Origin of the sequence: Rickettsia endosymbiont of Urophora cardui, assembly GCF_964030725.1 — a bacterium.
In the GTDB taxonomy this organism is placed as follows: domain Bacteria; phylum Pseudomonadota; class Alphaproteobacteria; order Rickettsiales; family Rickettsiaceae; genus Rickettsia.
In genome coordinates, this window is record NZ_CAXIPY010000005.1 from 168,785 (window position 1) to 192,834 (window position 24,050).

Below are 24,050 nucleotides of genomic sequence, written 5' to 3' on the forward strand. Positions count from 1 at the left end.
TTAAAATCCTTTCGGCTCAAATTTAATATGTTTAACACCTGACTCTATGGCAGATGCTACTCTTAAAACATTATATTCGTCTAATTGCTTACCTATAACTTGCATACCAAGCGGTAGCCCTCTGTTTGACAAGCCTGCCGGCACTGAAACACAAGGCAGCCCTGCTAAACTTGCAGGAATGGTAAATAAATCGTTTAAATACATAATAGTTGGATCATTTTGTTTTTCACCGATTCTAAATGCTTCTGTTGGAGCAGATGGTAATAAAATAGCATCTACTTTTATAAAAGCATTATTAAAATCATCAGCAACAAGCCTACGCACTTTTTGTGCTTTTAAATAATATGCATCCATAAAACTAGAAGAAAGTACATATGTCCCGATCATAATACGGCGTTTTACTTCATCACCAAAACCGGAAGATCTTGTTATTTCATACATCTCATCTAGGCTCATATTTTCTTTCTCTACTCTAAGCCCGTATCTTACGCCGTCATATCTAGATAAGTTTGAAGAGGCTTCAGCAGGTGCTATAACATAATAAACAGCAACGCCATATTTAGCATGCGGCAGAGAAATATCGATTATTTCAGCACCGGCATCTTTAAGTAGCTCTATGGTAGAGTGCCACATCTTCATAATATCAGGCTCGATAATCCCGCCCTCTCCAAGACTTAGAGGTACGCCTATTTTCATGCCTTTTATAGAACTTCCGATAGCAGGTTGTAATTGCGGTACTTCCATTTTAATAGAAGTAGAATCTCTTTCATCAAAACCCATCATTGCCTCAAGCATAATGCTACTGTCTAAAACGCTTCTAGTAAATATACCAGCTTGATCAAGAGAGCTTGCAAACGATACCATACCATATCTTGAGCAGCGTCCATATGTAGGCTTGAACCCAACTAAACCGGTAAAGCTTGCCGGCTGACGCACCGAACCGCCTGTATCACTACCAAGGGCAGCGGTAGCCATAAAGCCGCTTACTGCCGCAGCTGAACCACCTGATGAACCGCCAGGCACTAGATCAGCACCATCATCTAAAGCTTTCCATGGGCTAATTACATTACCGAAACAGCTAGTAATAGTTGCCGATCCCATAGCAAACTCGTCCATATTAGTTTTGCCAAGCATCACGCCGCCTTTATTAAAAATATTCTGCGTAACACCTGACTCGTAATTAGGAATAAACTCTCTTAATATATTAGAACAAGCAGTTGTTCTAATGCCTTGTGTACAAAAAAGATCTTTAGCAGCAAAAGGTATCCCCTCAAGAGTTCTTGACTGATTTTTGGCATAATTTTGATCAGCCGCTTCTGCTTGTTTTAAAGCTAAATCAAAAGTCTCAGTAACATAAGCATTTAGGTTTTTATGTTTTTCTATTTGCTTAATATGTGCATTAACTAATTCTTTACTGGTAAATTCCTTATTCTTTAAGCCTTTTAAGCTATCTGCTACACTTAACTTATTTAATTCCGTCATATTATTCAACAACCTTTGGAGTAATAAAATATTTCACTTCTTTAGCAAGCTGCTGGCTAGCCCCCTGAACATTATCAAATAATTCATTTGAATGGTCTTTGCTTGTAACTTCATCAGGTCGTATTCTTGCTTGCATGTCACAAACAGAAGTTAAAGGCTTAACATCGGTGCAATCTATTTCATTTAGAATATCGATCATATCCATTATAGAGCTAAGCCTGCTAGAGAATTCCTCTACCTTATCTTCCTCAAATTTAAGCCTTGCAAGCTTTGCTATTTTTTCTACTTCTTCTTTTGTAATCATAATTTATTTTGTTTTCTTTATTCCGTTGTTTCGTGGATACCAAATCGTCATTGCGAGGAGATTCGCAGAATCGACGCGGCAATCTCAGGAGTTTGCTTTACGAGATTGCCACGCTCCTTGCAGTCGCTCGTAATGACAATTGAATTATCACACCGTCATTATTTCTTGCTCTTTCTGCTTTATCGCCGAATCAACTTTGCTACTATATTCATCAGTTAGTTTTTGTACCTGTTCTGCTAAACTATGATGTTCATCTTTTGCTATAATATTATCTTTTTCCATTTTTTTGAGTTCTTCATTTCCGTCTCTTCTAATATTACGTAATGAAATTTTAGTATCTTCGCCATATTTATGAGCAAGTTTTGCAAGCTCTTTACGTCTTTCTTCCGTTAAAGCTGGTATAGGTAGCCTAATTAACTGCCCATCTGATGATGGAGTTAAACCAAGATTTGCTACTGTAATTACTTTTTCTACTGATGATACCATAGATTTATCCCAGACTTGCACATTAATTGTGCGTGCATCTGGAGTTGTTAGAGACGCAACTTGTGAGAGTGGCATTCTATCACCATAAGCTTCTACAGTTACGCTATCAAGTAAATTAACTGAAGCTCTGCCGGTACGAAGCCCTTTAAGTTCATGATCTAAAACTTTTAAAGCCTTATCCATTTTTTCTTGTAAATTTTTCTTAAGAGTTGCTTTATCCATAATTTTTCATCCATGTGTTATTATTTTGGTGTATAAAAGTGGCAGTATTGCTCCACCATTGTCATTCCCGCATAGGCGGGAATGACATAGAAGACATTTTCCGAGCCATGCAAACAACCCGTTACTGCTAGGAATGACATAGGAACAATATACTACTCCCCCTCTATCAATGTATATTCCCCTTGATCTTGAACCACTTTAGCAATATTACCTTGTTCTTTTATTGAAAATACCCTTATAGGTAACTTATTTTCTCTTGCAACGGCTATAGCTGCTAAATCCATAACTTGCAGGTTGTTAGTTATAACATCTTTGTAGTTAATAGTGAAATATTTTTTAGCATTCGGATTTTTTTTCGGATCAGAATCATATACACCATCAACTTGCGTTGCTTTTAGCAAAACATCACAATTCATTTCTATTGCACGAAGTACTGCTGCACTATCGGTTGTACAAAACGGATTACCAGTGCCACCGGCAAAAATTACTACTCGACCTTTTTCCATATGTCTTTTAGCTCTGCGACGAATATATGGCTCGCATACGCTCATCATTGGAATAGCCGATAGAACTCTTGTATAGATGTTGAGGCTTTCCATAACATTTTGCAGTGTTAAAGCATTAATAACTGTTGCGAGCATACCTATATAATCGGCTGATGCTCGATCCATACCAACTAATGCTGCATTAATCCCGCGATAAATATTTCCACCACCAACTACGATGGCAACCTCTACACCTAAATCAATAGGCTCTTTAATATCCCCAGCAATCTTTTTTATTGTGTCATAGTCATGACCGAATTGCTTATCACCCATTAAAGCTTCACCTGAAACTTTCAACAAAACCCGTTTATATTTTAAATTTGATGTCATATCCTCACAATTCTTTTAATTTTTTTAATCATTTTACCATTGTGTAAATCATCAATTGATGATTTATCGAGTGCATGCACTAATAACATATTATTATTTATGTCTAATGTTACTGTACCAGGGGTTAAAGTAATTGAGTTACCATATATTATTTCACCGATATCTTTTAATCCTTCAGCATCGACCCATTCAAAAACTGGTTCTATAACTATATTCCTTTGCCAAATTATTTTAATAACTGAAAAAGCTGAATTGCATATTTCCCAAAATAACCAAGGAAAATATAATATAATTGAAATTTTAGTGGGCATTGGTGTTTCCTGATATCTTGATATTTGAAGTGAAAGGAATTAGCAGCATTATAAGTATAAATAATAACGCTATCATATTAAATATATTATTTATTGCAATTACAAATGCATCCGTATTTATTTTATTAGCCAATAATAAATATGAGGCTTTTTCTGGATTAAAGACTTTCCCGCTTAATAATGCGGTGTATGAATCTATTTGCTCCATTGCCATTATAGAAGTGGAGGGGATGTTTTCTGATAGATATTGCATAAAAATTTTAGTATCATTAGTTAGTATAGTACTAATGACTGCTAATCCTACCGCTCCTCCAAGGTTACGAGTGAGGTTATAAAGACCGCTTGCATTTCCTACTTTTTCCCTTGGCATATTACCAAGAGCAATATTATTAGTTGGTATGAAGCAAAACATTAAAGAAAGCCCTCTGACAAATTGTGGTAATACAAATTCGGCAAATTTAGAATCAGGTGTTAGAAAGCTATTTAAATGACATCCCAGTGCAAAGCCGCCAAGCCCTATAATCAGCATTAGCCGTAAATCTACGCCCGCTCCTAGCATTCTTCCAGCTAGTGGTGCTGATAAAAATTGTGCTATTCCCGTTACCATCATAGTAGCACCAATTTGCAGAGTATCATAACCTGCTATGATAAATAAGAATAATGGTAATATATATACTGCTCCATATAATCCTATACCCATAACAAAAGAATAGAGGCAGCCAAACGTAAAATCTTTATAGAGAAATGTTTTTAAATCTAAAATTGGATTTATAAAAGTCAGCTCTCTGATTATTAGTAAAATAAAGCCTAAGGCTACAGCAATACTTAAAAATAATATTAAATTATCCTCAAGCCAGCCTTTTTTATTACCTTCCTCTAAAACATATTGTAGTAAACCAAGAGTCAAAGCCATAATTGCTATGCCAAGGAAATCAAAATTTTTAAGTAAGTTATAATTTGGTTTGTCAAAATGACCATATAAAAAAACTACGCTACATACAAAAATACCAGGTATAACATTCAGTAAAAACATAAAATGCCATGATAAAATTTCTGTAATATACCCTCCAAGTGTTGGACCTAAAGTTGGTGCAACAGTTACAACAAGCCCAATTAATATAGTGATTTTAGGGCGTTGTGATGGCGGAAAAATTATAAAAACAGTGCTAAAAACTGTTGGTATCATAGCACCACCAAAAAATCCTTGTAATGCTCTAAAGATAATCATTGACTCAATGTTTGTTGCAAGTGAGCATAATACGCTCATAATCGTAAAGCCAAGAGCTGCAATAAAGTAAGAAATCCTAGTGGAAAGTAATCTTGCTAAAAATCCCGTAATCGGAATTATGATAACCTCAGCTATTAAATAAGATGTTTGAACCCAAGAAAGCTCATCACTTGAAGCCGCAAGTCCTGCTGCTATTACGGATAATGAGCTTGCAACAATTTGGATATCAAGCACTGACATAAACATACCAACAACCATACCCAAAAAAGCAAATAATTGTTGCTTAGAAAGAGGAGGGGTAACTTGAGAATTATCGTTTGACATAATTAAATAACTGAAGTTTTGACAAAAAATTTTTATTAAAAAAAGTGGCGAGTGTATCACTCTATAATTTGTATTATATATCAAATAATTTACTTTAAATTGTAGAAATATCGCTTTTAAGCTGATAAAAGCACTAAATATTTAACTTTAAATATAAATTTTTACTTTAGTCAGAAAAATTAGAATTTTTGTCAAAACTTCAGTAAATAATATAGTTTAACTAAATTATATTATAAATTATCATTAACGCATAAGGAATTTTCAAAAATTTACTTTAAAAAATGATGCTCCTCGCAGCAGAGCTACGAGGTATCTATCCAAAAAGCTTTAACTGTTTTTGTTGAAATGCTTTATACGAAGGTTTGCCTGAACCTTGATTCTGTACATAATTACGTAATTTCTGCTCATCACCATGTTTACCTACTGTGCTCATAAAATATCCTTTACTCCAAAACTCACTTCCCCATAATTTTTCTTTAAGATTTGGATATTTCTCAAACATTTTCTTAGAAGTAATACTTTTTATGATTTGAGTTATTTTTGTTGGGCTATACATTGGTAACGCTAATTTAGGATAAGGGATAGATAGAAAGCTTATAGATAAAGGGTTTAAAGGAGATTAATGTTGAGTTATGATAGATTTTTTTAATAAAAGATCAGTAACTCAACATGACAAGATGTATCATAACTGTATATTATTTAGTAGATAATTTTTGTAAAATATATGAAGAATGGATAGAACACCGTCTATTATCAACAAATCAGCAAAGGCATAGAATAGGAAAATTAAGTCTTGCAGAATTGATGACAATAGTCATATATTTTTATCTATCGCCTTGCAAGGACTTTAAAAACTATTATTTATACTACTTACCGCATAAATATAAGGGTTACTTTAATTTACCATGTTATAGTAGAATAGTACAATTATGGCCAAGGTTAATATTGCCATTGTCAATAATGTTGCAATTACTACGAGGTGAAGATACAGGAATATATTTTATTGATTCAACAAAACTATCTATTTCAGGAGTTTCGCACTTAGCAAAATTGTGTATTAGTTAGAAGCCATTTAATGTTGTTCTGAATTGATGTTTTTATAACTTCCCAAGTTTGTTGATATAAAGTAATGTTTTCATTTATCCTCCTTTTGTTCATATCAAGCCAGGCCAATACAGCAAGGCAAATATGATTTCTTTGAGCTCGACCCGTGCGTGCCTGACAGCATTCAATACCACAAGTTTGTTTCAATTCTCGATGATAAACTTCTATAGACCAACGCGCCTTAACAATTTTCTCTATTTGCTCACGTGTAGGATTCTCTAAATTAGTTGTTATGTAATCAATGCGACCATTTTTTGCCACAAACTTAAATACCGTAACCCAACCGTATCCACGTAGGTGAATTTTTAGCCCTTCATCGGGAATCTCTAAAGTTTCCAAGCTAACATTACGATTAACTTTTCTATTTTTTCTTAGGTTGGTAACCCATATCCAACCTAAATTACGTATATGTTTTAAATTATCCAAACCACTATACCAAGCATCCATAACTATAGCATCAGGCTTGATACCTCTTTCTTTAGCTAAAGTAAGCATATCACAAAAATGCTCGTTCTTTGTTTTACCATCAGTTTCTTTATCATATATTCTATAATCTACAGGAGTAGATTGATCAATTTGAGTATTGTAATGCAGTAAGTTTACCATTCCTATACCAGGTATAACATCATGTACAGCCCCAGAATATTGATAATTTACAAGCTCGATCCTCTTACTGTATTGCTTTGACAATAAGGTGTCATCTCCCACTAATAAACAAGGATCTTCCAGATCAATATATTTTGACACTTTGCTATAGATTTCGCTAGGGCGAAAATCCTTACTCTTTAACCATCGACTTGCACTATCGTGCGATAGATCTAATGGACTTACTTCAGATAATGCTTTGCTAGTATATCTTACACTACTTGCTTGTAAGAATGATTTATATAAATCTTTGCTACATTTTGATCTTGTCATTTTTATCTAAAACTATTTTTCTCTAGATTAGCATATTATTTGCTAAGTGCGAAACTCCTGTATTTGTCATGCTAAGCGCACTTCTAGTAATAGAGTTTTTGGTAAAATTGCCAAAGTTGGGATGAGTAGTTATGGTTGGTTTATGGGATTTAAATTACATTTAATCATTAATCATAAAGCAGAGATTATAGCTGTTAAAATAACAAAAGCAAATAGAGCTGATTTATCTGTTCTTGAATCTATAACTCAGAAGATAACAGGTAAGGTATTTGGTGATAAAGCATATATTTGTAAAGAGTTATGGTTTAAACTCTATTCTAGAAATTTAAGAATGATAACTAATATTCGCAAGGATATGAAGAATTATTTACTAGAATTAGAAGATAAAGCTATGTTACGTAAACGATCATTAATTGAATCAGTATTTAATATACTAAAAAATAGAATGAACCTAGAGCATACAAGGCATAGATCTCCTGTTAATTGTAATAGTTGAGATTATATCTTACATTTAGTAAAATAAATTAATTATTAAATGGAGATAAAGAATGAACTTAAATCAAAAAATAATAAAACCAAAATTAGGTTTACTTGAATTAGCTAAGAGCCTTGGTAGTATATCATCAGCATGTAAAGCGATGGGATATAGTAGAGATAGTTATTACAGATTTAAAGAACTGTATGAAACTGGTGGCGAAGAAGCGTTGTATGAAATTAGTCGAAGAAAGCCAATAATAGCGAATAGAGTTGATCCTGCTGTAGAGAAAGCAGTACTAGATATGGCAATAGAATATCCAGCATATGGTCAGCTAAGAGTATCAAATGAGCTTAAAAAGACAGGTGTACTTGTATCACCTGGGGGAGTAAGATCAATTTGGTTACGTAATGATTTAAACAACATCAGTAAAAGACTTAAAGCATTAGAAGCAAAAATGGCTCAAGATGGTATTGTGCTTACTGAGGCACAATTACAAGTGCTAGAGAAGCGTCGTAATGAAAAAGAAGCTCATGGAGAAATTGAGACACAGCATCCAGGGTATCTAGGATGCCAAGATACATATTATGTAGGCAACTTTAAGGGTATAGGTAAGGTTTATTCTCAGGTATTTATTGATAGCTACAGCAGAGTAGCTGATGTTAAACTATATACTGATAAAACAGCTTTAACTGCTGCTGATATGCTTAATGACCGAGTGTTACCATGGTATGAGACTCAAGGGATACCAATACTTCGTATTCTGACAGATCGTGGGTCAGAATATAAGGGGAATATAGAGCATCATGCTTTTGAATTATTTCTAAGTATCGAAGGTATAGAGCATACTACTACTAAAGCATATTCTCCTCAAACAAACGGTATGTGTGAGCGTTTTAATAAAACCATGAAACAAGAATTCTTTGATACAGCTATGCGGAAAAAGATTTATACAGATCTTGATGACCTACAATTAGATCTTGATATCTGGCTAGAGTATTTCAATAATGAAAGACCTCATTCTGGTAAATATTGTTATGGAAAAACTCCTATGCAAACTTTTAAGGATAGTAAGAAATTAGCTGTTGAAAAGAATACAGGACAGGAGTTTCGCACTTAGCAAAATTGTGTATTAGTTAGAAGCCATTTAATGTTGTTCTGAATTGATGTTTTTATAACTTCCCAAGTTTGTTGATATAAAGTAATGTTTTCATTTATCCTCCTTTTGTTCATATCAAGCCAGGCCAATACAGCAAGGCAAATATGATTTCTTTGAGCTCGACCCGTGCGTGCCTGACAGCATTCAATACCACAAGTTTGTTTCAATTCTCGATGATAAACTTCTATAGACCAACGCGCCTTAACAATTTTCTCTATTTGCTCACGTGTAGGATTCTCTAAATTAGTTGTTATGTAATCAATGCGACCATTTTTTGCCACAAACTTAAATACCGTAACCCAACCGTATCCACGTAGGTGAATTTTTAGCCCTTCATCGGGAATCTCTAAAGTTTCCAAGCTAACATTACGATTAACTTTTCTATTTTTTCTTAGGTTGGTAACCCATATCCAACCTAAATTACGTATATGTTTTAAATTATCCAAACCACTATACCAAGCATCCATAACTATAGCATCAGGCTTGATACCTCTTTCTTTAGCTAAAGTAAGCATATCACAAAAATGCTCGTTCTTTGTTTTACCATCAGTTTCTTTATCATATATTCTATAATCTACAGGAGTAGATTGATCAATTTGAGTATTGTAATGCAGTAAGTTTACCATTCCTATACCAGGTATAACATCATGTACAGCCCCAGAATATTGATAATTTACAAGCTCGATCCTCTTACTGTATTGCTTTGACAATAAGGTGTCATCTCCCACTAATAAACAAGGATCTTCCAGATCAATATATTTTGACACTTTGCTATAGATTTCGCTAGGGCGAAAATCCTTACTCTTTAACCATCGACTTGCACTATCGTGCGATAGATCTAATGGACTTACTTCAGATAATGCTTTGCTAGTATATCTTACACTACTTGCTTGTAAGAATGATTTATATAAATCTTTGCTACATTTTGATCTTGTCATTTTTATCTAAAACTATTTTTCTCTAGATTAGCATATTATTTGCTAAGTGCGAAACTCCTGGAATAATGAAATCTTGTATCTTGAATATGTATCTGACAGTCAAAATTTAACTGACAATCAGGGGCAAAATTTATAGTGTCTGTAAGATCAAATCTTAACTTCTACATATTCTAGCTTGTGTTACTTCTTATGCTATCACTAAAGCTCGTATAAAACTTGATGCTTTAGCTCCAGAACAACTTCTCTTATCCTAAATTGGCGTTGGTATTGACTGTAATAAAAAATGTACGTGATCTTTATCTACTCCTATTTCTAAAAATCTAATTTCATAACGATCTTCTATGTGCTCACAAATTTTACACAAATAATCATCTAGTTCTTGATTGAATATTACTCTTCTATACTTTGCCGGCGTTACTAAATGATATATTAGTACTGTGACATTATGACTCTTATGTATATAACTGCTTTCTTCCATTCAAGTAGTATATCACGAAGCAGAGCTTCGGGGAATTAAACCCTGAGAGATTAATTTTTCTTAAATGTTTGATATATTACAGGTATAACAAAAATTGTAAATATAGTACCAATGCTTAAGCCACCAACTATTACCAGACCAATAGAATTACGGGCAGCAGCACCGGCACCTGTTGCAAAAATTAGTGGTATACTGCCTACGACTGCAGCAAGTGTAGTCATTAAGATTGGTCGCAGGCGAAGAGTACAAGCTTCTATTATAGCATTTCTAATATTTGCTCCTTTTTCTTTTAATTGGTTAGCAAATTCTACTATCATAATAGAGTTCTTAGTGATTAAACCAATTAAAGTAATAAGTCCGATATTGCTATACATATTAAGGCTGTTACCTGAAATCCAGAGAGCAAGCACACCGCCAGTTATAGAAAAAGGTACGGCAAGCAGTATTAATAGTGGATCAACAAAGCTTTCGAATTGTGCTGCAAGCACTAAATAAATGAATATAAGAGCAAAGCCAAATGTCATAAGCATATTACTATCTGCTTCTTTCATTTGCTTAATTTCCCCAATATATTCGAGTATAGTATTACCTGGATCAAGTAACTTAACTGCTATCTTATTAATTTTGTTAATTGCCTCTTCGATTTTACTATCAGGGCTAAGATCGGAAGAGATAGTAACAGATTTGGAGTTGTTATAATGGCTATATGATTTTACGGATATTTTTTCTGTGATATTAGCTATTGATTCAAGGGGCAACATATTATTATTTTTTGTCGGTATCAAAATTTTACTAAAATCACTAATGCTACTACGATCTTTTTGATTAAATTGCAGCATCACTTCATACAGATCGTTCCCCATTCTAAAATCACCTACTTGTTGACCTGCCAACAAATACTGCACTGTTTTACCAATATTTGCCATATTCATTCCATACAAATAAGCTTTATCACGATTAATTTCGATAGCAATAGTTGGCATTGCTGATTGTAGGTTTCTATTAACATTAGAAAAAATCGGGTTTGCTTTCATTATATCTATAAATTGCTGCGATATTTTATCTAGATCATCATACTCAAGATTTGTTTGAATAGTAAATTCGATAGGGCTACCTCCGCCACTACTGACCATCGAGCGAGGATCCATAGCAAAAACTTGCATACCTGCTATCTCGGAGAACTGCTTATTTAGCATATTCTTAATTGTTTCTTGCGATCTAGAACGCTGCTTCCAATCTTTTAATGGTACGAAAGAAAAGACATTATCACTACCTCCTGCTCCTATTACCATTAAGTAACCTGCTATGTCTTTGTAATTAGCAAGGATTTGCTCGGCTTCTATTACTACTTCAGTAGAATGCTCTAAGCTAGATCCTTCCGGTCCTTTAAAAGATAATTGCAAGAATCCATCATCTTCTTGGGGTATAAAGGTTTTTTGCACAAATTTAAAACTGATGATTAATACCACAAATGATGCAGCAATAACTAGGACGAATTTCTTTTTATTATCAAAAGTTAGGTTTAGGTAATAGATATATTTGTCCTGTATTAATTGTAAAAGCTCATTGAATTTAACTAGAAACTTAAGCGTCGGAGCGTTATGTTTAGTGATCATACGACTTGACATCATGGGTGTTAAGGTTAAGGCTACAAACCCCGAAAATAAAACGCAGAATGCTAAAGTCCATGCGAATTCTATGAATAATTTCCCAACAAACCCATCTATAAATCCAACAGGTAAAAATACAGCAGCAAGTGTAATAGTCATTGCAATAATTGCGAACCCTATTTCTTTAGATGCGAGCAATGCCGCCTCCATAGGTTTATGACCCATTTCATTGTATCTAAATATATTTTCAAGCATAACTATTGCATCATCTACCACAAGCCCGATTGCAAGGATCATAGCAAGTAGCGTAAAGATATTGATAGAAAACCCCATAGCATACATTATGCTGAAAGTACCTATTAACGATACAGGAATAGTAATAAATGGAATGAGGGTAATTTTAGCAGAGGCAAGAAATAAATATGTTACTAAAATCACTAATATTAAAGCTTCAAAAATGGTTTGAAATACTGCATAAATCGAGGCTTTAACAGGTTTTGCTCCATCATATGCAATATTTAAGCTTATTCCTTTAGGAATTGACTCTTTTACTTTTTCAATCTCTTTTGTAACATCATTTGATAAATCTATAACGTTAGCTTTAGATTCTTTGATAAGTCCAAGAGCAATAGAATTTTTCCCATTATACCTAAATAATACTTCACTATCTAGAGCAGTTAAATATACTTTAGCTATATCTTGTAGTTTGATTATACTATTATCTTGGACTTTTATTATAATATTGCCAAATTCTTCCGGTTTAGATAAAGAACCTTCAAGAGTTACTATAAAATTATTTACTCCCGTTTTAATGTTACCGGCAGGATAATCTTTATTCTGCTCTCTTATGGCAACCTCAATATCTAATAAAGAAATTTTATGTTGATATAATTTTTTAGGATCAGGCTCTATTCTCATTATATATTCATTGCCGCCATAGATTTGTGATTGTCCTACGCTTTCTAGTTTATCTAAAGGAGTTTGCAAGTAATCTTCAACAATTTTTGTTAGCTCTAAATCATTATATTGTTCACTTTCAACGCTTATAAAAAGACTTGGAAAGCTATCAGCATCAAGCTTTGCAACCGATGGTGCTTTCATATCCTGCGGAAACATATAAGTTATATCAGATATTTTAGAGTGTACATCGTTTAATGCTACTTCAATATCTGTAGATAATAAGAAAGATAAAGTAATACTACTTTGCCCAGTACTACTTTGTGAGGTGATATAATCTAGGTTTTTAACTGTTTTTAAAGCCTTTTCTATTCGGGTTGTGATTTCTTTTTCCATATATAAAGCATCAGCACCAGCATAAAAAGCATTGACGTTTATAATAGGAATTGAAATATCTGGCGTACCTCTAATTTGTAGCTTAGTGAAAAAAATTGTTCCAAGAACTAAAATAACTAAACTTAAAACAGTTGCAAATACCGGACGTTTTATGCAAATTTCAGATAATAACATTTGATTTGATGTTCTCTTTGATATATTTATTGTAAATTTTTACTTGAATTATTTAATTATATCCAGCTTTAAAAGCATAACTGATGTAAAATGGCTACATTTTTTTCATCAGTTATACAATGATATATATCTTTAAAACTTTATAAATAACGGATATTTGCAGTAAACTAAGAGTTTGTTATAATTAAATAACCTAGTTAAAAAATAAAAAAATATATTGATGTGCATTATTGCTAGTTGTATATATTGTACTACGACAGTAATGTATTAACCCATTAAATAGAGAGTTGATTTCTTATGAGCACACAACCTAAAAAAATGAATAAGACAGAATTTATTGCTTTTATGACTGAGCATGGTCACCACCATAAACATCAGGGGCATAAATCATTTACAAAAGCTGATGCAGAAAAGGCACTTAATTGGGTGCTTGAATCTATAATTTCTGCTACTAAACATCAACATAGTGTTAATATCACAGGTTTTGGTTCGTTTGGAATACAAAGCAGAAAATCAAGAGAAGGTCGTAATCCAAAAACAGGAGCAAAAATGACCATACCTGCTTATAAGCAACCTGTATTTAAAGCTGGAAGTAAACTTAAAGAAGCTTGTAATAATAAGTAACTTATATTTTTTTCCTATAGTACCGCAATTAAGCCTGAGGTACAGTCGTGGGACTGTTATCAGTCCTATAGCTTTAGTAGTATAATTATGCTTCAAGAATCATGGCATTAAAGGAAGCCTTAACTATTAGTTTATATGATAATTGAGCATCTAGAATTTAGTTTAAAACATAAAAAGCTACATAATAGCTGGCTTATTGAAGCAGAAAATATAGAGCAAGCTTTAAAAGATATAGAGAAATTTATATGTTCAAAGCTTTTAAAGAATAGTATTCCTCTTGAAAATAATCCAGATTATCATCTTATTGCCAGAGAAGTTTCTGCTACGTCTAATGCTAAGAATATCTCTATCGAGCAAATAAGAAAATTACAGGAGTTCTTAAGTAAAACCTCTGCAATTTCAGGCTGTAAGGTTGCCGTAATTTATTCGGCAGATCTTATGAATCTGAATGCTGCAAATTCATGTTTAAAGATTTTAGAAGAAACTCCTAAAAATAGTTATATATTTTTGATTACTTCAAGAGCTTCAAGTATAATTTCTACAATCAGATCTAGATGTTTTAAAATTAGTACTAAATCATCTGAAAGACATTCTGAAGAAGAATTATATTCTAAATTTATTCAGCCTATAGCAGATAATGAAAACTTAAATTCTAAATTAGAGTTTATTAAGCAATTTAATACTAAAGATAGAGAATTATGGCTGGATTTTACTGATAGTATATTACTATTAATGAACCGTATCTTAAAAAAATCTTCAGGTATTAATATTGAATTTTCAGATTTAGAAAATAAAATATTCCATCAGCTACCAAACCGCCAACCTCCTTATTTAATCCAAAAGTTTACTGAAATAAAAAAGCTAATATATAATACAATTGATTATGATTTAGACTTGAAAGCTAGTTATATATTAGTGATGAGTGAGTTTTCTTAAGAAGATCATTCATCAAAGATGGAGTTACTAAGTACAGTGTACCTATTACTTCTATATTTAATACTGAAGTTTTGACAAAAATTCTAATTTTTCTGACTAAAGTAAAAATTTATATTTAAAGTTAAATATTTAGTGCTTTTATCAGCTTAAAAGCGATATTTCTACAATTTAAAGTAAATTATTTGATATATAATACAAATTATAGATTGATACACTCGCCACTTTTTTTAATAAAAATTTTTTGTCAAAACTTCAGTTAATAGCATCTGTAGTAACTTCAATTGATACTTTAAAATTCCTAGTACAACTAATAACCTGAATTCTGGATTAGCTAATTTTGAGATATAGCAGGTTTGTTAGGTTTCATACAGTATGCAATTAGGGCGGATAAGATATGTACAAAGGCATTCCAAATTGATCTATGTCTTGTATGTTCGAGCTCGAAAGCACCCTTCAGCACACTAAATACTGTTTCGATAATTGAGCGTTTGCGTAATAATATTTTTTCAAATAATGGCATAAGTTTATTCTTCATTTTCTTCTTTATGCCAGTTACTAACTTGATTCCTTTGCTGTATAGATCATCAAAGAGCTCCTGTTTGATATAACCCTTATCGCCAAACAATAATCCCGTGATATGTTTGGTGATTATCGAAACCGGCGCTCTATCATCTACATTACCAGGCGTTAGTTTTAGACCTTGAATCTCACCTTTTTCGTTAATAACCAAATGTAATTTTAGACCAAAAAACCAACTTTTTGTTGTTTTACCCAAAGCAGCAATACCGGCAAAGACTTTATTACGAGAGATTCTTTTTCGATGACGAACCTCTAAAGATGTGGCGTCAATATAAGAAACTCCCGTAGATTGAGCTGCCTGCATATACCATTCAAGTAATAAAACTAAATAACTCAGCACTCTTGGTTTTAGAGCTATAAAACGAGTATATGATGGAAGAGTTACAAAGTCTGATGAACGAACATTAGAATTAGGCTCTGTTTCATCAATTGTGTAAATTTCGTGAGCCATTAAATTACCATCAAATTTGATCATAAAATGAGCCATAGCTTCATTCCAATTGGGGATAGGCATAGACCATTTTTTGGTAATATAATCAATTGTCAGATATAAAACCTTAAATACTGCGTCATCATTTGGAAAGATGCGTTTATTCTTAGTAACTTTTCTCAATTGGCTATTCAGCGATTCTATCGCATTTGTAGTGTAAATAATCTTACGAATCTCCTTTGGATATTGCAAGAAAATTATCAAATTATCCCAATTATTATACCAAGATTTAGCTATATGCGGATATTGCTTACTCCATTTTTGATCAAATGACTCAAGAGCTAATTCTGCTTCTTTTTCAGTAGCAGAAGTATAGATTAGTTTCAAATCCGCTGCTAATTGCTTTCTATCTTTATATGATACATATTTGAGGCTATTCCTGATCTGATGGACAATACAAATTTGATGTTCAGTTTTCGGATATACTGATGCAATAGCATCAGACATACCAGTTAGATTATCACTACAAGCAATTAAGATATCTTTTACTCCTCGATTCTTCATTTCAGTAAAATTACCAAGCCAAAATTTAGCTCCTTCATTCTCACTTATCCATAAGCCTAAAATATCCTTTCTGCCAGATAAATCTATTCCTAAAGCTACATATACTGATTTATTAATAATAAGTTTATCTTGTCTTACTTTCACTACTAAACAGTCAAAATATACTATAGGGTATACTGATTCAAGAGGTCTACTCTGCCAAATCTTGACCTCATCTATTACTTCATCTGTAATCCTGCTGATTAGGCTCTCACTGATCTCAGCTCCATATAATTCTTGCAATTGTGTTTTAATATCAGACACACTCATACCCTTCGCATATAAGGATATTATCTTTTGGTCTAAGCCATCTATTCTTGTTTGTTTCTTTGAGACTATTATAGGTTCAAATTTACCTTGTCTGTCTCTTGGAACATTTAGCTCTATAGTACCATTCTCACTAATCAGATTCTTACTAAAACTACCATTCCTCGCATTCTCAGTTTCAGCTCTATCATACTTGCTATAACCTAAATGTTCTGACATCTCAGCATGCAGTGCTCGCTCTAAAATACCCTTGGTTAATTCCTTAATTAATCCATTCTGACTTAGTACTGTTTTTAAATCTACTCCACCTTCTATCAGCAAATCTATTGCTTCATTTATTTTTTTATTCTTCTCTATTTGCATTTCTGTTACCTATATTTTTAATTACTTCTAATATAGGCTCAACAAAAATTTACACAATCATTGCAAAAGACTCAAAAAATGGTCTATGCCTATCCCCAATTGGAATGAAGCTATGGCTCATTTTATGATCAAATTTGATGGTAGAATTTAATGGTTCACGAAATTTACACAATTGATGAGACAGAGCCTTCAAATCCGCTGCTAATTGCTTTCTATCTTTATATGATACATATTTGAGGCTATTCCTGATCTGATGGACAATACAAATTTGATGTTCAGTTTTCGGGTATACTGATGCAATAGCATCAGACATACCAGTTAGATTATCACTACAAGCAATTATAGCTAACACGGAAATGTTTCTACCACAGATTAGGAAACACTTAGGCATTGATCAATAATTTTATGTAAACAGTTTTTAAAGTTAGTCCAGCAATGTTTAATAGGATTTAGATCTGGTGAATATGTGAGTAAATACAAAAACTATGGTAAAAACCTTTGCGCGTTAGCTATAAGATATCTTTTACTCCTCTATTTTTCATCTCAGTAAAATTACCAAGCCAAAATTTAGCTCCTTCATTCTCACTTATCCATAAGCCTAAAATATCCTTTCTGCCAGATAAATCTATTCCTAAAGCTACATATACTGATTTATTAATAATAAGTTTATCTTGTCTTACTTTCACTACTAAACAGTCAAAATATACTATAGGGTATACTGATTCAAGAGGTCTACTCTGCCAAATCTTGACCTCATCTATTACTTCATCTGTAATCCTGCTGATTAGGCTCTCACTGATCTCAGCTCCATATAATTCTTGCAATTGTGTTTTAATATCAGACACACTCATACCCTTCGCATATAAGGATATTATCTTTTGGTCTAAGCCATCTATTCTTGTTTGTTTCTTTGAGACTATTATAGGTTCAAATTTACCTTGTCTGTCTCTTGGAACATTTAGCTCTATAGTACCATTCTCACTAATCAGATTCTTACTAAAACTACCATTCCTCGCATTCTCAGTTTCAGCTCTATCATACTTGCTATAACCTAAATGTTCTGACATCTCAGCATGCAGTGCTCGCTCTAAAATACCCTTGGTTAATTCCTTAATTAATCCATTCTGACTTAGTACTGTTTTTAAATCTACTCCGCCTTTTATCAGCAAATCTATTGCTTCATTTATTTTTTTATTCTTCTCTATTTGCATTTCTGTTACCTATATTTTTAATTACTTCTAATATAGGCTCAACAAAAATTTACACAATCATTGCAAAAGACTCTAGAATTACCCATGACGAATATTAAAATTACCCATTTTTGAGTAAAAAATATTGTCTAAAGTGTTACATTATTATCCTCCGATTTTATAGTTAATTTTTTGCCTTTAGCTGTAGCGATTCTATAACTTTCAGTATTGAGTGCAAGAATTGAAGAATGGTGAACCAATCTGTCAATAACTGCTGACGTAGTCATTTCATCTTTAAAAATAGTATTCCATTTTGCAAAAACTAAATTGCTAGTAATTAATACACTACGCATTTCATAACGTTCAGCTAATAAGGTAAATAAAACATCAGTTTCTTCACGATTATATGGTACATATGATATATCATCAATTATCAATATTTCAAAATAATCGAATTTTTTAATAATTTGCTTAAGTTTTAAACTAAGCTTTGCTTCTAGTAATTGTTGAACCAAATTAGCTGCTGTTGTATATAATACACGTCTACCAGCAAGACACCACTCACGTGCTAAACCTATACTAAGATGACTTTTGCCAGTGCCAGGATTACCTGACTAACGAATATTAGAATTACCCTCAACGAACATTAAAATTACCTATAAAAAAGAAGTAACTATGGACAGTAAAATCGAATAAAAATTTATTTTTAAATATTTAAATATTATTCGAGAATTACTGATGACATGTACAAATAACCAAGTAGGTATTTTAATGCAAAAGATCAAAAAATATAATCAGATAATTTCTGCTGCAAAAGCAGGTATGAGTGTAAAAACGGCACGTAAGTATTTACGTATTAATAAGTATCCAAGCGAATTACGCACAATACGTAAATATAGGACACGTAAGGATCCATTTGTGAAGCACTGGGATGAAATAGAATCAATGCTAGAATCAGGGAAAGTTCTATAATTAATTAAGCCAGATATAATCAATTTTTAATCTCTCAGGGTTTAATTCCCCGAAGCTCTGCTTCGTGATATCATAAGAAACAACTAAAACTTTTTTAGATACCTCGTAGCTCTGCTGCGAGGAGCATCATTTAAATATAGATATATCATGGCTCATTTAACGATAGATGAAAGATTTAAAATATACGAAATGAATAAGAGTGGTTATAGCTCGCGATATATAGGGACAAAGATTGGCCGTGATAAAAGCACTATATGTTATGAACTCAAGAGAATGAGGCATAATTATAGACCAGATAGGGCTAACACACTTGCTTGCAGTTTAAGGCAAGGTAAGAGAAAAAGAAAATTAGATATTGATAATAATTTACGAGCAGAAATAATAAAGCAGTTAACACAGGGTATTTCACCAGATATAATTTCAGGTAGACGTAAACTATCACGAGATACTGTCAATATTTCTACAGAGAGTATATACCAGTTTATTTATACATCTCCTATAGCACAAAGGCAAAAATTATATTTATCTTTAGCAAGAAAAAGGAAAAATAGGTTGCATCATGGTACAAGAATCAGAAACAAAAGAATTACAATACCAAATCGAGTTTCCATTACTGAAAGACCAGAGATAAATAGAAAGATAGCAGCAATAGGTCATTTAGAAGGTGATTTAACTTTTAACAAAGGTAATCAAAGTCGTAATATAGGCGCTCTTGTGGATATCAGAACACAAAAAGTGTTTCTCACTTTAAACCGTTCAAAAAGAACACAAGATGTGATTGGTAACAAAAAACTTAAACAATTGTCGCATATAATCAAAAGCATAACGTTAGATAATGGCAAAGAATTTACCAATCATGAACAACTATTGCCAAAATCTGAACGAAAAGTATATTTTTGCAATCCTTATTCTCCATGGCAAAAACCATTGATAGAGAAGATTAACTCAATGGTGCACAGAGTATACTCTAAATCTTTAGATATAAAAAAATTAACAATAAAGCAATTACAAGAAATTGAGGATTTTTTAAATAATTTACCAAGAAAAGTGCTCGGTTATAAAACACCCAATGAGGTATGGGAAGAAAATATAAATCTGGCTTAATTAATACTGGAATTTACCATCAAAAAAGTTTTCATAAACGAAGACGGATCGACTGGTACTCTATACCTTGCTTCTAATGATACAGAAAATGATACTGCCTATTTATATCAAATCTATCAAAAACGATGGAGAATTGAGGAATATCACAAATCTATCAAAGAAAATGCAAGCTTGGCAAAATCTCCAACCAAGAAGATGCGATCTCAAGCAAACCATATATTTGCTTCAATTGTAGCATTTTGTAAGTTAGAAATTATAAAGGTTGCGACTGCAACCAATCATTTTGCCATTAAATATAAATTGCTAGTAGCGGCGAATATAGCATCTATGAATGAATTGGCAAATTTGCGTCAAAATAACTCGTTTGCGTAAGGTGAGTAACTTATTGCGGAAACACACTCCTTCATTTTTTTGTCCAATTTTTTCATGTATGGACCTCCTGTAGAATGCAAGAAAAAAATAACATCAATAATAAAAACAAACAAATGCAGTCATGTATCCGGCTTATAGCTGATAAATCAACCTAATTTATTCTACAGCCCTGATGGAATTCGCTGGCTTACAAACTATATACTTATCAGTCCATCGGCTTCTAAAAGAGCCACTGAAAAACGCAGTTTTTTTGTAAGCTAAGGTTTGTCTTATTTACCATCAATATTAATTATCTCAAGCATATTTCGGGTTGGAATCTCTTACATATTGTTTTGCTTTTACCTATTCATTATATAAATCACCATTTATTTTACTTATAAGTGCTATGCTACACACTCTTTAGCTACAAACTTTACTCTCTACATAATCATCTCCTGATCTTAGTACAGCAAACACCACTCTTGCCAACTTATTAGCTATGGCAACTGTCGTTTTATTATGGCTACTTCGCTCAGATAAATTAAACATCCATTTCGTAAATTGGCTAAAATCTTTTTTAGATTTCTGTTCTTCCGATGTAAATCTTATCTTGGCATTTAGTACAGCTCTAGCCCCTTGAATTAATAAAGTGCGTAAGTATACATCACCTCGCTTGCTAATTCCCAGCAGCTTATCCTTCCCACCACTTGAATGTTGTCTTGGCACTAATCCTAGCCATGCCGATAATTGCCTGCCATTCTCAAAACTTGTAGCATTACCTATTGATGCTATTAAAGCAGTAGCAGTAATTAAACCAAGACCAGGGATAGCTCTTAATCGTTGATATTGAGTTAGGTTACTTGCTATCATTGTTAATCGTTTTTCTATCTCTTTTATTTTTCTGTTATTATCTAAGAATTCTTCTTTTAGTTCACTAAATGTTTGATAACTTAACTGGCTTAATTTCCCTGCATCTAAAATCTCAATTAATTTTGTGATAACCTTATTAATGCCTTGAGGAACAATAAAACCAAACTCATGTAGTAGCCCCCTAATTTCATTAGCAAGTGCTGTACGATTTTTTACCAATCTCTCTCTTACCCTATGTATTGATAAAATTTCTTGTTGCTCTATAGTTTTAATTGCAACAAATCTCATATTAGGTCTTGTCACGGCTTCACATATCGCTTCAGCATCTGCTTGATCATTTTTATTAGTTTTAACATATGGTTTGACAAATTGCGGTGCCATTAGTTTTACTTCATGCCCTAATTTAGTTATTTCTCTTGCCCAATAACTAGAACCACCACAAGCTTCCATCCCTACTAAACATTGTGGTAAATTAGCCATAAATGTCAAAACCTGATCTCTCATCAATTTTTTCTTTAATACTGTCTTGCCATTTTTATCTACACCATGAATTTGAAAAATTCTTTTTGCAATATCTATACCAATTGTAGTAACCTCCATATGGACCTCCTTAATTGTTGTTTTAATATGTTAAATATTAACCCTAGAAGATTAGCAACTGCTTTTCATTCTCTATATCAGGAGGTCCATACCATTAGTCCATTATAAACATGGTGTATTTATCCAGTCGCTATACATCATTAATTTGACTAAATCTACATTCTAAACAAGTTGATTCCAAGCGTAACAAGCCATAGTGACGATATCTTCATATACACCATGTTAATTATTACAATTGGTATAAGAAATTAGCTGTTGAAAAGAATAATGAAATCTTGTATCTTGAATATGTATCTGACAGTCAAAATTTAACTGACAATCAGGTGCGAAATTTATAGTGTCTGTAAGATCAAATCTTGACTTCTACATCACGAAATTTACACAATTGATGAGACAGAGCCGTAAAAAATATTGTCTAAAGTGTTACATTATTATCCTCCGATTTTATAGTTAATTTTTTGCCTTTAGCTGTAGCGATTCTATAACTTTCAGTATTGAGTTCAAGAATTGAAGAATGGTGAACCAATCTGTCAATAACTGCTGACGTAGTCATTTCATCTTTAAAAATAGTATTCCATTTTGCAAAAACTAAATTGCTAGTAATTAATCGGCTCTGTCTCATCAATTGTGTAAATTTCGTGAACCATTAAATTCTACCATCAAATTTGATCATAAAATGAGCCATAGCTTCATTCCAATTGGGGATAGGCATAGACCATTTTTTGGTAATATAATCAATTGTCAGATATAAAACTTTAAATACTGCGTCATCATTTGGAAAGATGCGTTTATTCTTAGTAACTTTTCTCAATTGGCTATTCAGCGATTCTATCGCATTTGTAGTGTAAATAATCTTACGAATCTCCTTTGGATATTGCAAGAAAATTATCAAATTATCCCAATTATTATACCAAGATTTAGCTATATGCGGATATTGCTTACTCCATTTTTGATCAAATGACTCAAGAGCTAATTCTGCTTCTTTTTCAGTAGCAGAAGTATAGATTAGTTTCAAATCCGCTGCTAATTGCTTTCTATCTTTATATGATACATATTTGAGGCTATTCCTGATCTGATGGACAATACAAATTTGATGTTCAGTTTTCGGATATACTGATGCAATAGCATCAGACATACCAGTTAGATTATCACTACAAGCAATTAAGATATCTTTTACTCCTCGATTCTTCATTTCAGTAAAATTACCAAGCCAAAATTTAGCTCCTTCATTCTCACTTATCCATAAGCCTAAAATATCCTTTCTGCCAGATAAATCTATTCCTAAAGCTACATATACTGATTTATTAATAATAAGTTTATCTTGTCTTACTTTCACTACTAAACAGTCAAAATATACTATAGGGTATACTGATTCAAGAGGTCTACTCTGCCAAATCTTGACCTCATCTATTACTTCATCTGTAATCCTGCTGATTAGGCTCTCACTGATCTCAGCTCCATATAATTCTTGCAATTGTGTTTTAATATCAGACACACTCATACCCTTCGCATATAAGGATATTATCTTTTGGTCTAAGCCATCTATTCTTGTTTGTTTCTTTGAGACTATTATAGGTTCAAATTTACCTTGTCTGTCTCTTGGAACATTTATCTCTATAGTACCATTCTCACTAATCAGATTCTTACTAAAACTACCATTCCTCGCATTCTCAGTTTCAGCTCTATCATACTTGCTATAACCTAAATGTTCTGACATCTCAGCATGCAGTGCTCGCTCTAAAATACCCTTGGTTAATTCCTTAATTAATCCATTCTGACT

At 32.6% G+C, this 24,050-nt stretch carries 18 protein-coding genes and 9 pseudogenes; 8 read left to right on the forward strand and 19 right to left on the reverse strand.

The window, feature by feature from the left end:
* From gatA to tnpA (AAHI98_RS07405), 7 genes are all read right to left on the reverse strand, one after another.
* Window positions 1-1,482: an Asp-tRNA(Asn)/Glu-tRNA(Gln) amidotransferase subunit GatA gene (gatA, locus tag AAHI98_RS07375; protein WP_342225514.1), complete on the reverse strand. Its 1,482-nt coding sequence runs from the start codon at window positions 1,480-1,482 to the stop codon at window positions 1-3.
* A 1-nt stretch (window position 1,483) separates the two neighbouring features.
* A complete protein-coding gene (gene gatC / locus AAHI98_RS07380; protein ID WP_342225515.1) occupies window positions 1,484-1,786 on the reverse strand; it encodes an Asp-tRNA(Asn)/Glu-tRNA(Gln) amidotransferase subunit GatC in 303 nt (100 codons plus the stop codon).
* A 147-nt stretch (window positions 1,787-1,933) separates the two neighbouring features.
* The gene (frr, locus tag AAHI98_RS07385) at window positions 1,934-2,494 is read right to left on the reverse strand and encodes a ribosome recycling factor (RefSeq protein ID WP_342225516.1); all 561 of its coding nucleotides are present in this window, start codon (window positions 2,492-2,494) and stop codon (window positions 1,934-1,936) included.
* Window positions 2,495-2,646: 152 nt separating this feature from the next.
* On the reverse strand, window positions 2,647-3,369 hold the full coding sequence (gene pyrH / locus AAHI98_RS07390; protein ID WP_342225517.1) for a UMP kinase: 723 nt from the start codon (window positions 3,367-3,369) through the stop codon (window positions 2,647-2,649).
* Complete coding sequence (locus AAHI98_RS07395) at window positions 3,366-3,680, reverse strand: monovalent cation/H+ antiporter subunit E (RefSeq protein WP_342225518.1); 315 nt, start codon at window positions 3,678-3,680, stop codon at window positions 3,366-3,368. Before AAHI98_RS07395 ends, pyrH begins: the two co-directional genes overlap by 4 nt.
* Complete coding sequence (locus AAHI98_RS07400) at window positions 3,670-5,232, reverse strand: DHA2 family efflux MFS transporter permease subunit (RefSeq protein WP_342225519.1); 1,563 nt, start codon at window positions 5,230-5,232, stop codon at window positions 3,670-3,672. The genes AAHI98_RS07395 and AAHI98_RS07400 overlap by 11 nt, the downstream gene beginning before the upstream one ends.
* Window positions 5,233-5,545: 313 nt before the next feature.
* Window positions 5,546-5,788: an IS200/IS605 family transposase gene (gene tnpA, locus AAHI98_RS07405; RefSeq protein WP_342225520.1), complete on the reverse strand. Its 243-nt coding sequence runs from the start codon at window positions 5,786-5,788 to the stop codon at window positions 5,546-5,548.
* A gap of 113 nt (window positions 5,789-5,901) precedes the next feature.
* On the opposite strand from tnpA (AAHI98_RS07405), the pseudogene AAHI98_RS07410 reads away from it, so the two are divergent.
* Window positions 5,902-6,258 (forward strand): annotated as a pseudogene (locus AAHI98_RS07410) (IS982 family transposase); the annotation flags it as partial.
* Window positions 6,259-6,273: 15 nt separating this feature from the next.
* Here the strand turns inward: AAHI98_RS07410 and AAHI98_RS07415 are convergent.
* On the reverse strand, window positions 6,274-7,254 hold the full coding sequence (locus tag AAHI98_RS07415) for an IS701 family transposase (RefSeq protein WP_342224656.1): 981 nt from the start codon (window positions 7,252-7,254) through the stop codon (window positions 6,274-6,276).
* A 33-nt stretch (window positions 7,255-7,287) separates the two neighbouring features.
* On the opposite strand from AAHI98_RS07415, the pseudogene AAHI98_RS07420 reads away from it, so the two are divergent.
* Together AAHI98_RS07420 and AAHI98_RS07425 are read left to right on the forward strand one after the other, a co-directional pair.
* Window positions 7,288-7,738 (forward strand): annotated as a pseudogene (locus AAHI98_RS07420) (IS982 family transposase); the annotation flags it as partial.
* Between the two features lie 64 nt (window positions 7,739-7,802).
* Window positions 7,803-8,849 carry an IS481 family transposase gene (locus tag AAHI98_RS07425; protein WP_342225522.1) on the forward strand — a complete coding sequence of 349 codons (1,047 nt, stop codon included), beginning with the start codon at window positions 7,803-7,805 and terminating at the stop codon, window positions 8,847-8,849.
* On the opposite strand, the gene AAHI98_RS07430 is transcribed toward AAHI98_RS07425, so the two are convergent.
* The 3 genes and pseudogenes from AAHI98_RS07430 to AAHI98_RS07440 all read right to left on the reverse strand — a co-directional run bounded on the left by AAHI98_RS07430 (window position 8,846) and on the right by AAHI98_RS07440 (window position 13,381).
* Window positions 8,846-9,826 carry an IS701 family transposase gene (locus AAHI98_RS07430; RefSeq protein WP_342224656.1) on the reverse strand — a complete coding sequence of 327 codons (981 nt, stop codon included), beginning with the start codon at window positions 9,824-9,826 and terminating at the stop codon, window positions 8,846-8,848. The genes AAHI98_RS07425 and AAHI98_RS07430 overlap by 4 nt on opposite strands.
* 259 nt (window positions 9,827-10,085) lie before the next feature.
* A pseudogene (tnpA, locus tag AAHI98_RS07435) lies at window positions 10,086-10,304 on the reverse strand (IS200/IS605 family transposase); the annotation flags it as partial.
* 50 nt (window positions 10,305-10,354) lie between these two features.
* Window positions 10,355-13,381: an efflux RND transporter permease subunit gene (locus AAHI98_RS07440; protein WP_342225523.1), complete on the reverse strand. Its 3,027-nt coding sequence runs from the start codon at window positions 13,379-13,381 to the stop codon at window positions 10,355-10,357.
* A gap of 318 nt (window positions 13,382-13,699) precedes the next feature.
* Here AAHI98_RS07440 and AAHI98_RS07445 point away from each other — a divergent pair, with 318 nt between their 5' ends.
* Together AAHI98_RS07445 and AAHI98_RS07450 are read left to right on the forward strand one after the other, a co-directional pair.
* Window positions 13,700-14,005 carry an HU family DNA-binding protein gene (locus AAHI98_RS07445; protein WP_179852190.1) on the forward strand — a complete coding sequence of 102 codons (306 nt, stop codon included), beginning with the start codon at window positions 13,700-13,702 and terminating at the stop codon, window positions 14,003-14,005.
* Window positions 14,006-14,140: 135 nt separating this feature from the next.
* A complete protein-coding gene (locus AAHI98_RS07450; RefSeq protein WP_342225524.1) occupies window positions 14,141-14,941 on the forward strand; it encodes a DNA polymerase III subunit delta' in 801 nt (266 codons plus the stop codon).
* A gap of 331 nt (window positions 14,942-15,272) precedes the next feature.
* Here AAHI98_RS07450 and AAHI98_RS07455 read toward each other — a convergent pair.
* The 5 pseudogenes from AAHI98_RS07455 to AAHI98_RS07475 form a co-directional block, all read right to left on the reverse strand.
* Window positions 15,273-15,914 (reverse strand): annotated as a pseudogene (locus AAHI98_RS07455) (IS982 family transposase); the annotation flags it as partial.
* A gap of 57 nt (window positions 15,915-15,971) precedes the next feature.
* Window positions 15,972-17,183: pseudogene (locus tag AAHI98_RS07460) on the reverse strand (IS256 family transposase); the annotation flags it as partial.
* Window positions 17,184-17,363: 180 nt separating this feature from the next.
* Window positions 17,364-17,523: pseudogene (locus AAHI98_RS18590) on the reverse strand (transposase); the annotation flags it as partial.
* Window positions 17,524-17,695: 172 nt separating this feature from the next.
* Window positions 17,696-18,394: pseudogene (locus AAHI98_RS07470) on the reverse strand (IS256 family transposase); the annotation flags it as partial.
* A gap of 128 nt (window positions 18,395-18,522) precedes the next feature.
* A pseudogene (locus AAHI98_RS07475) lies at window positions 18,523-18,975 on the reverse strand (ATP-binding protein); the annotation flags it as partial.
* A gap of 136 nt (window positions 18,976-19,111) precedes the next feature.
* Here AAHI98_RS07475 and AAHI98_RS07480 point away from each other — a divergent pair.
* From AAHI98_RS07480 to AAHI98_RS18595, 3 genes and pseudogenes are all read left to right on the forward strand, one after another.
* Window positions 19,112-19,345: a hypothetical protein gene (locus tag AAHI98_RS07480; protein ID WP_342225526.1), complete on the forward strand. Its 234-nt coding sequence runs from the start codon at window positions 19,112-19,114 to the stop codon at window positions 19,343-19,345.
* A gap of 147 nt (window positions 19,346-19,492) precedes the next feature.
* The gene (locus tag AAHI98_RS07485) at window positions 19,493-20,449 is read left to right on the forward strand and encodes an IS30 family transposase (RefSeq protein ID WP_342225527.1); all 957 of its coding nucleotides are present in this window, start codon (window positions 19,493-19,495) and stop codon (window positions 20,447-20,449) included.
* Between the two features lie 18 nt (window positions 20,450-20,467).
* Window positions 20,468-20,821: pseudogene (locus AAHI98_RS18595) on the forward strand (IS701 family transposase); the annotation flags it as partial.
* A 399-nt stretch (window positions 20,822-21,220) separates the two neighbouring features.
* On the opposite strand, the gene AAHI98_RS07495 reads toward AAHI98_RS18595, so the two are convergent.
* The 3 genes from AAHI98_RS07495 to AAHI98_RS07505 form a co-directional block, all read right to left on the reverse strand.
* Complete coding sequence (locus tag AAHI98_RS07495; RefSeq protein WP_342224642.1) at window positions 21,221-22,270, reverse strand: IS110 family RNA-guided transposase; 1,050 nt, start codon at window positions 22,268-22,270, stop codon at window positions 21,221-21,223.
* Window positions 22,271-22,685: 415 nt separating this feature from the next.
* Window positions 22,686-22,892 (reverse strand): ATP-binding protein, encoded by a 207-nt coding sequence (locus AAHI98_RS07500; RefSeq protein ID WP_342225529.1) that lies wholly within the window; start codon window positions 22,890-22,892, stop codon window positions 22,686-22,688.
* A gap of 24 nt (window positions 22,893-22,916) precedes the next feature.
* A partial coding sequence (locus tag AAHI98_RS07505) for an IS256 family transposase (protein WP_342225530.1) occupies window positions 22,917-24,050 on the reverse strand: 1,134 nt, incomplete at its 5' end.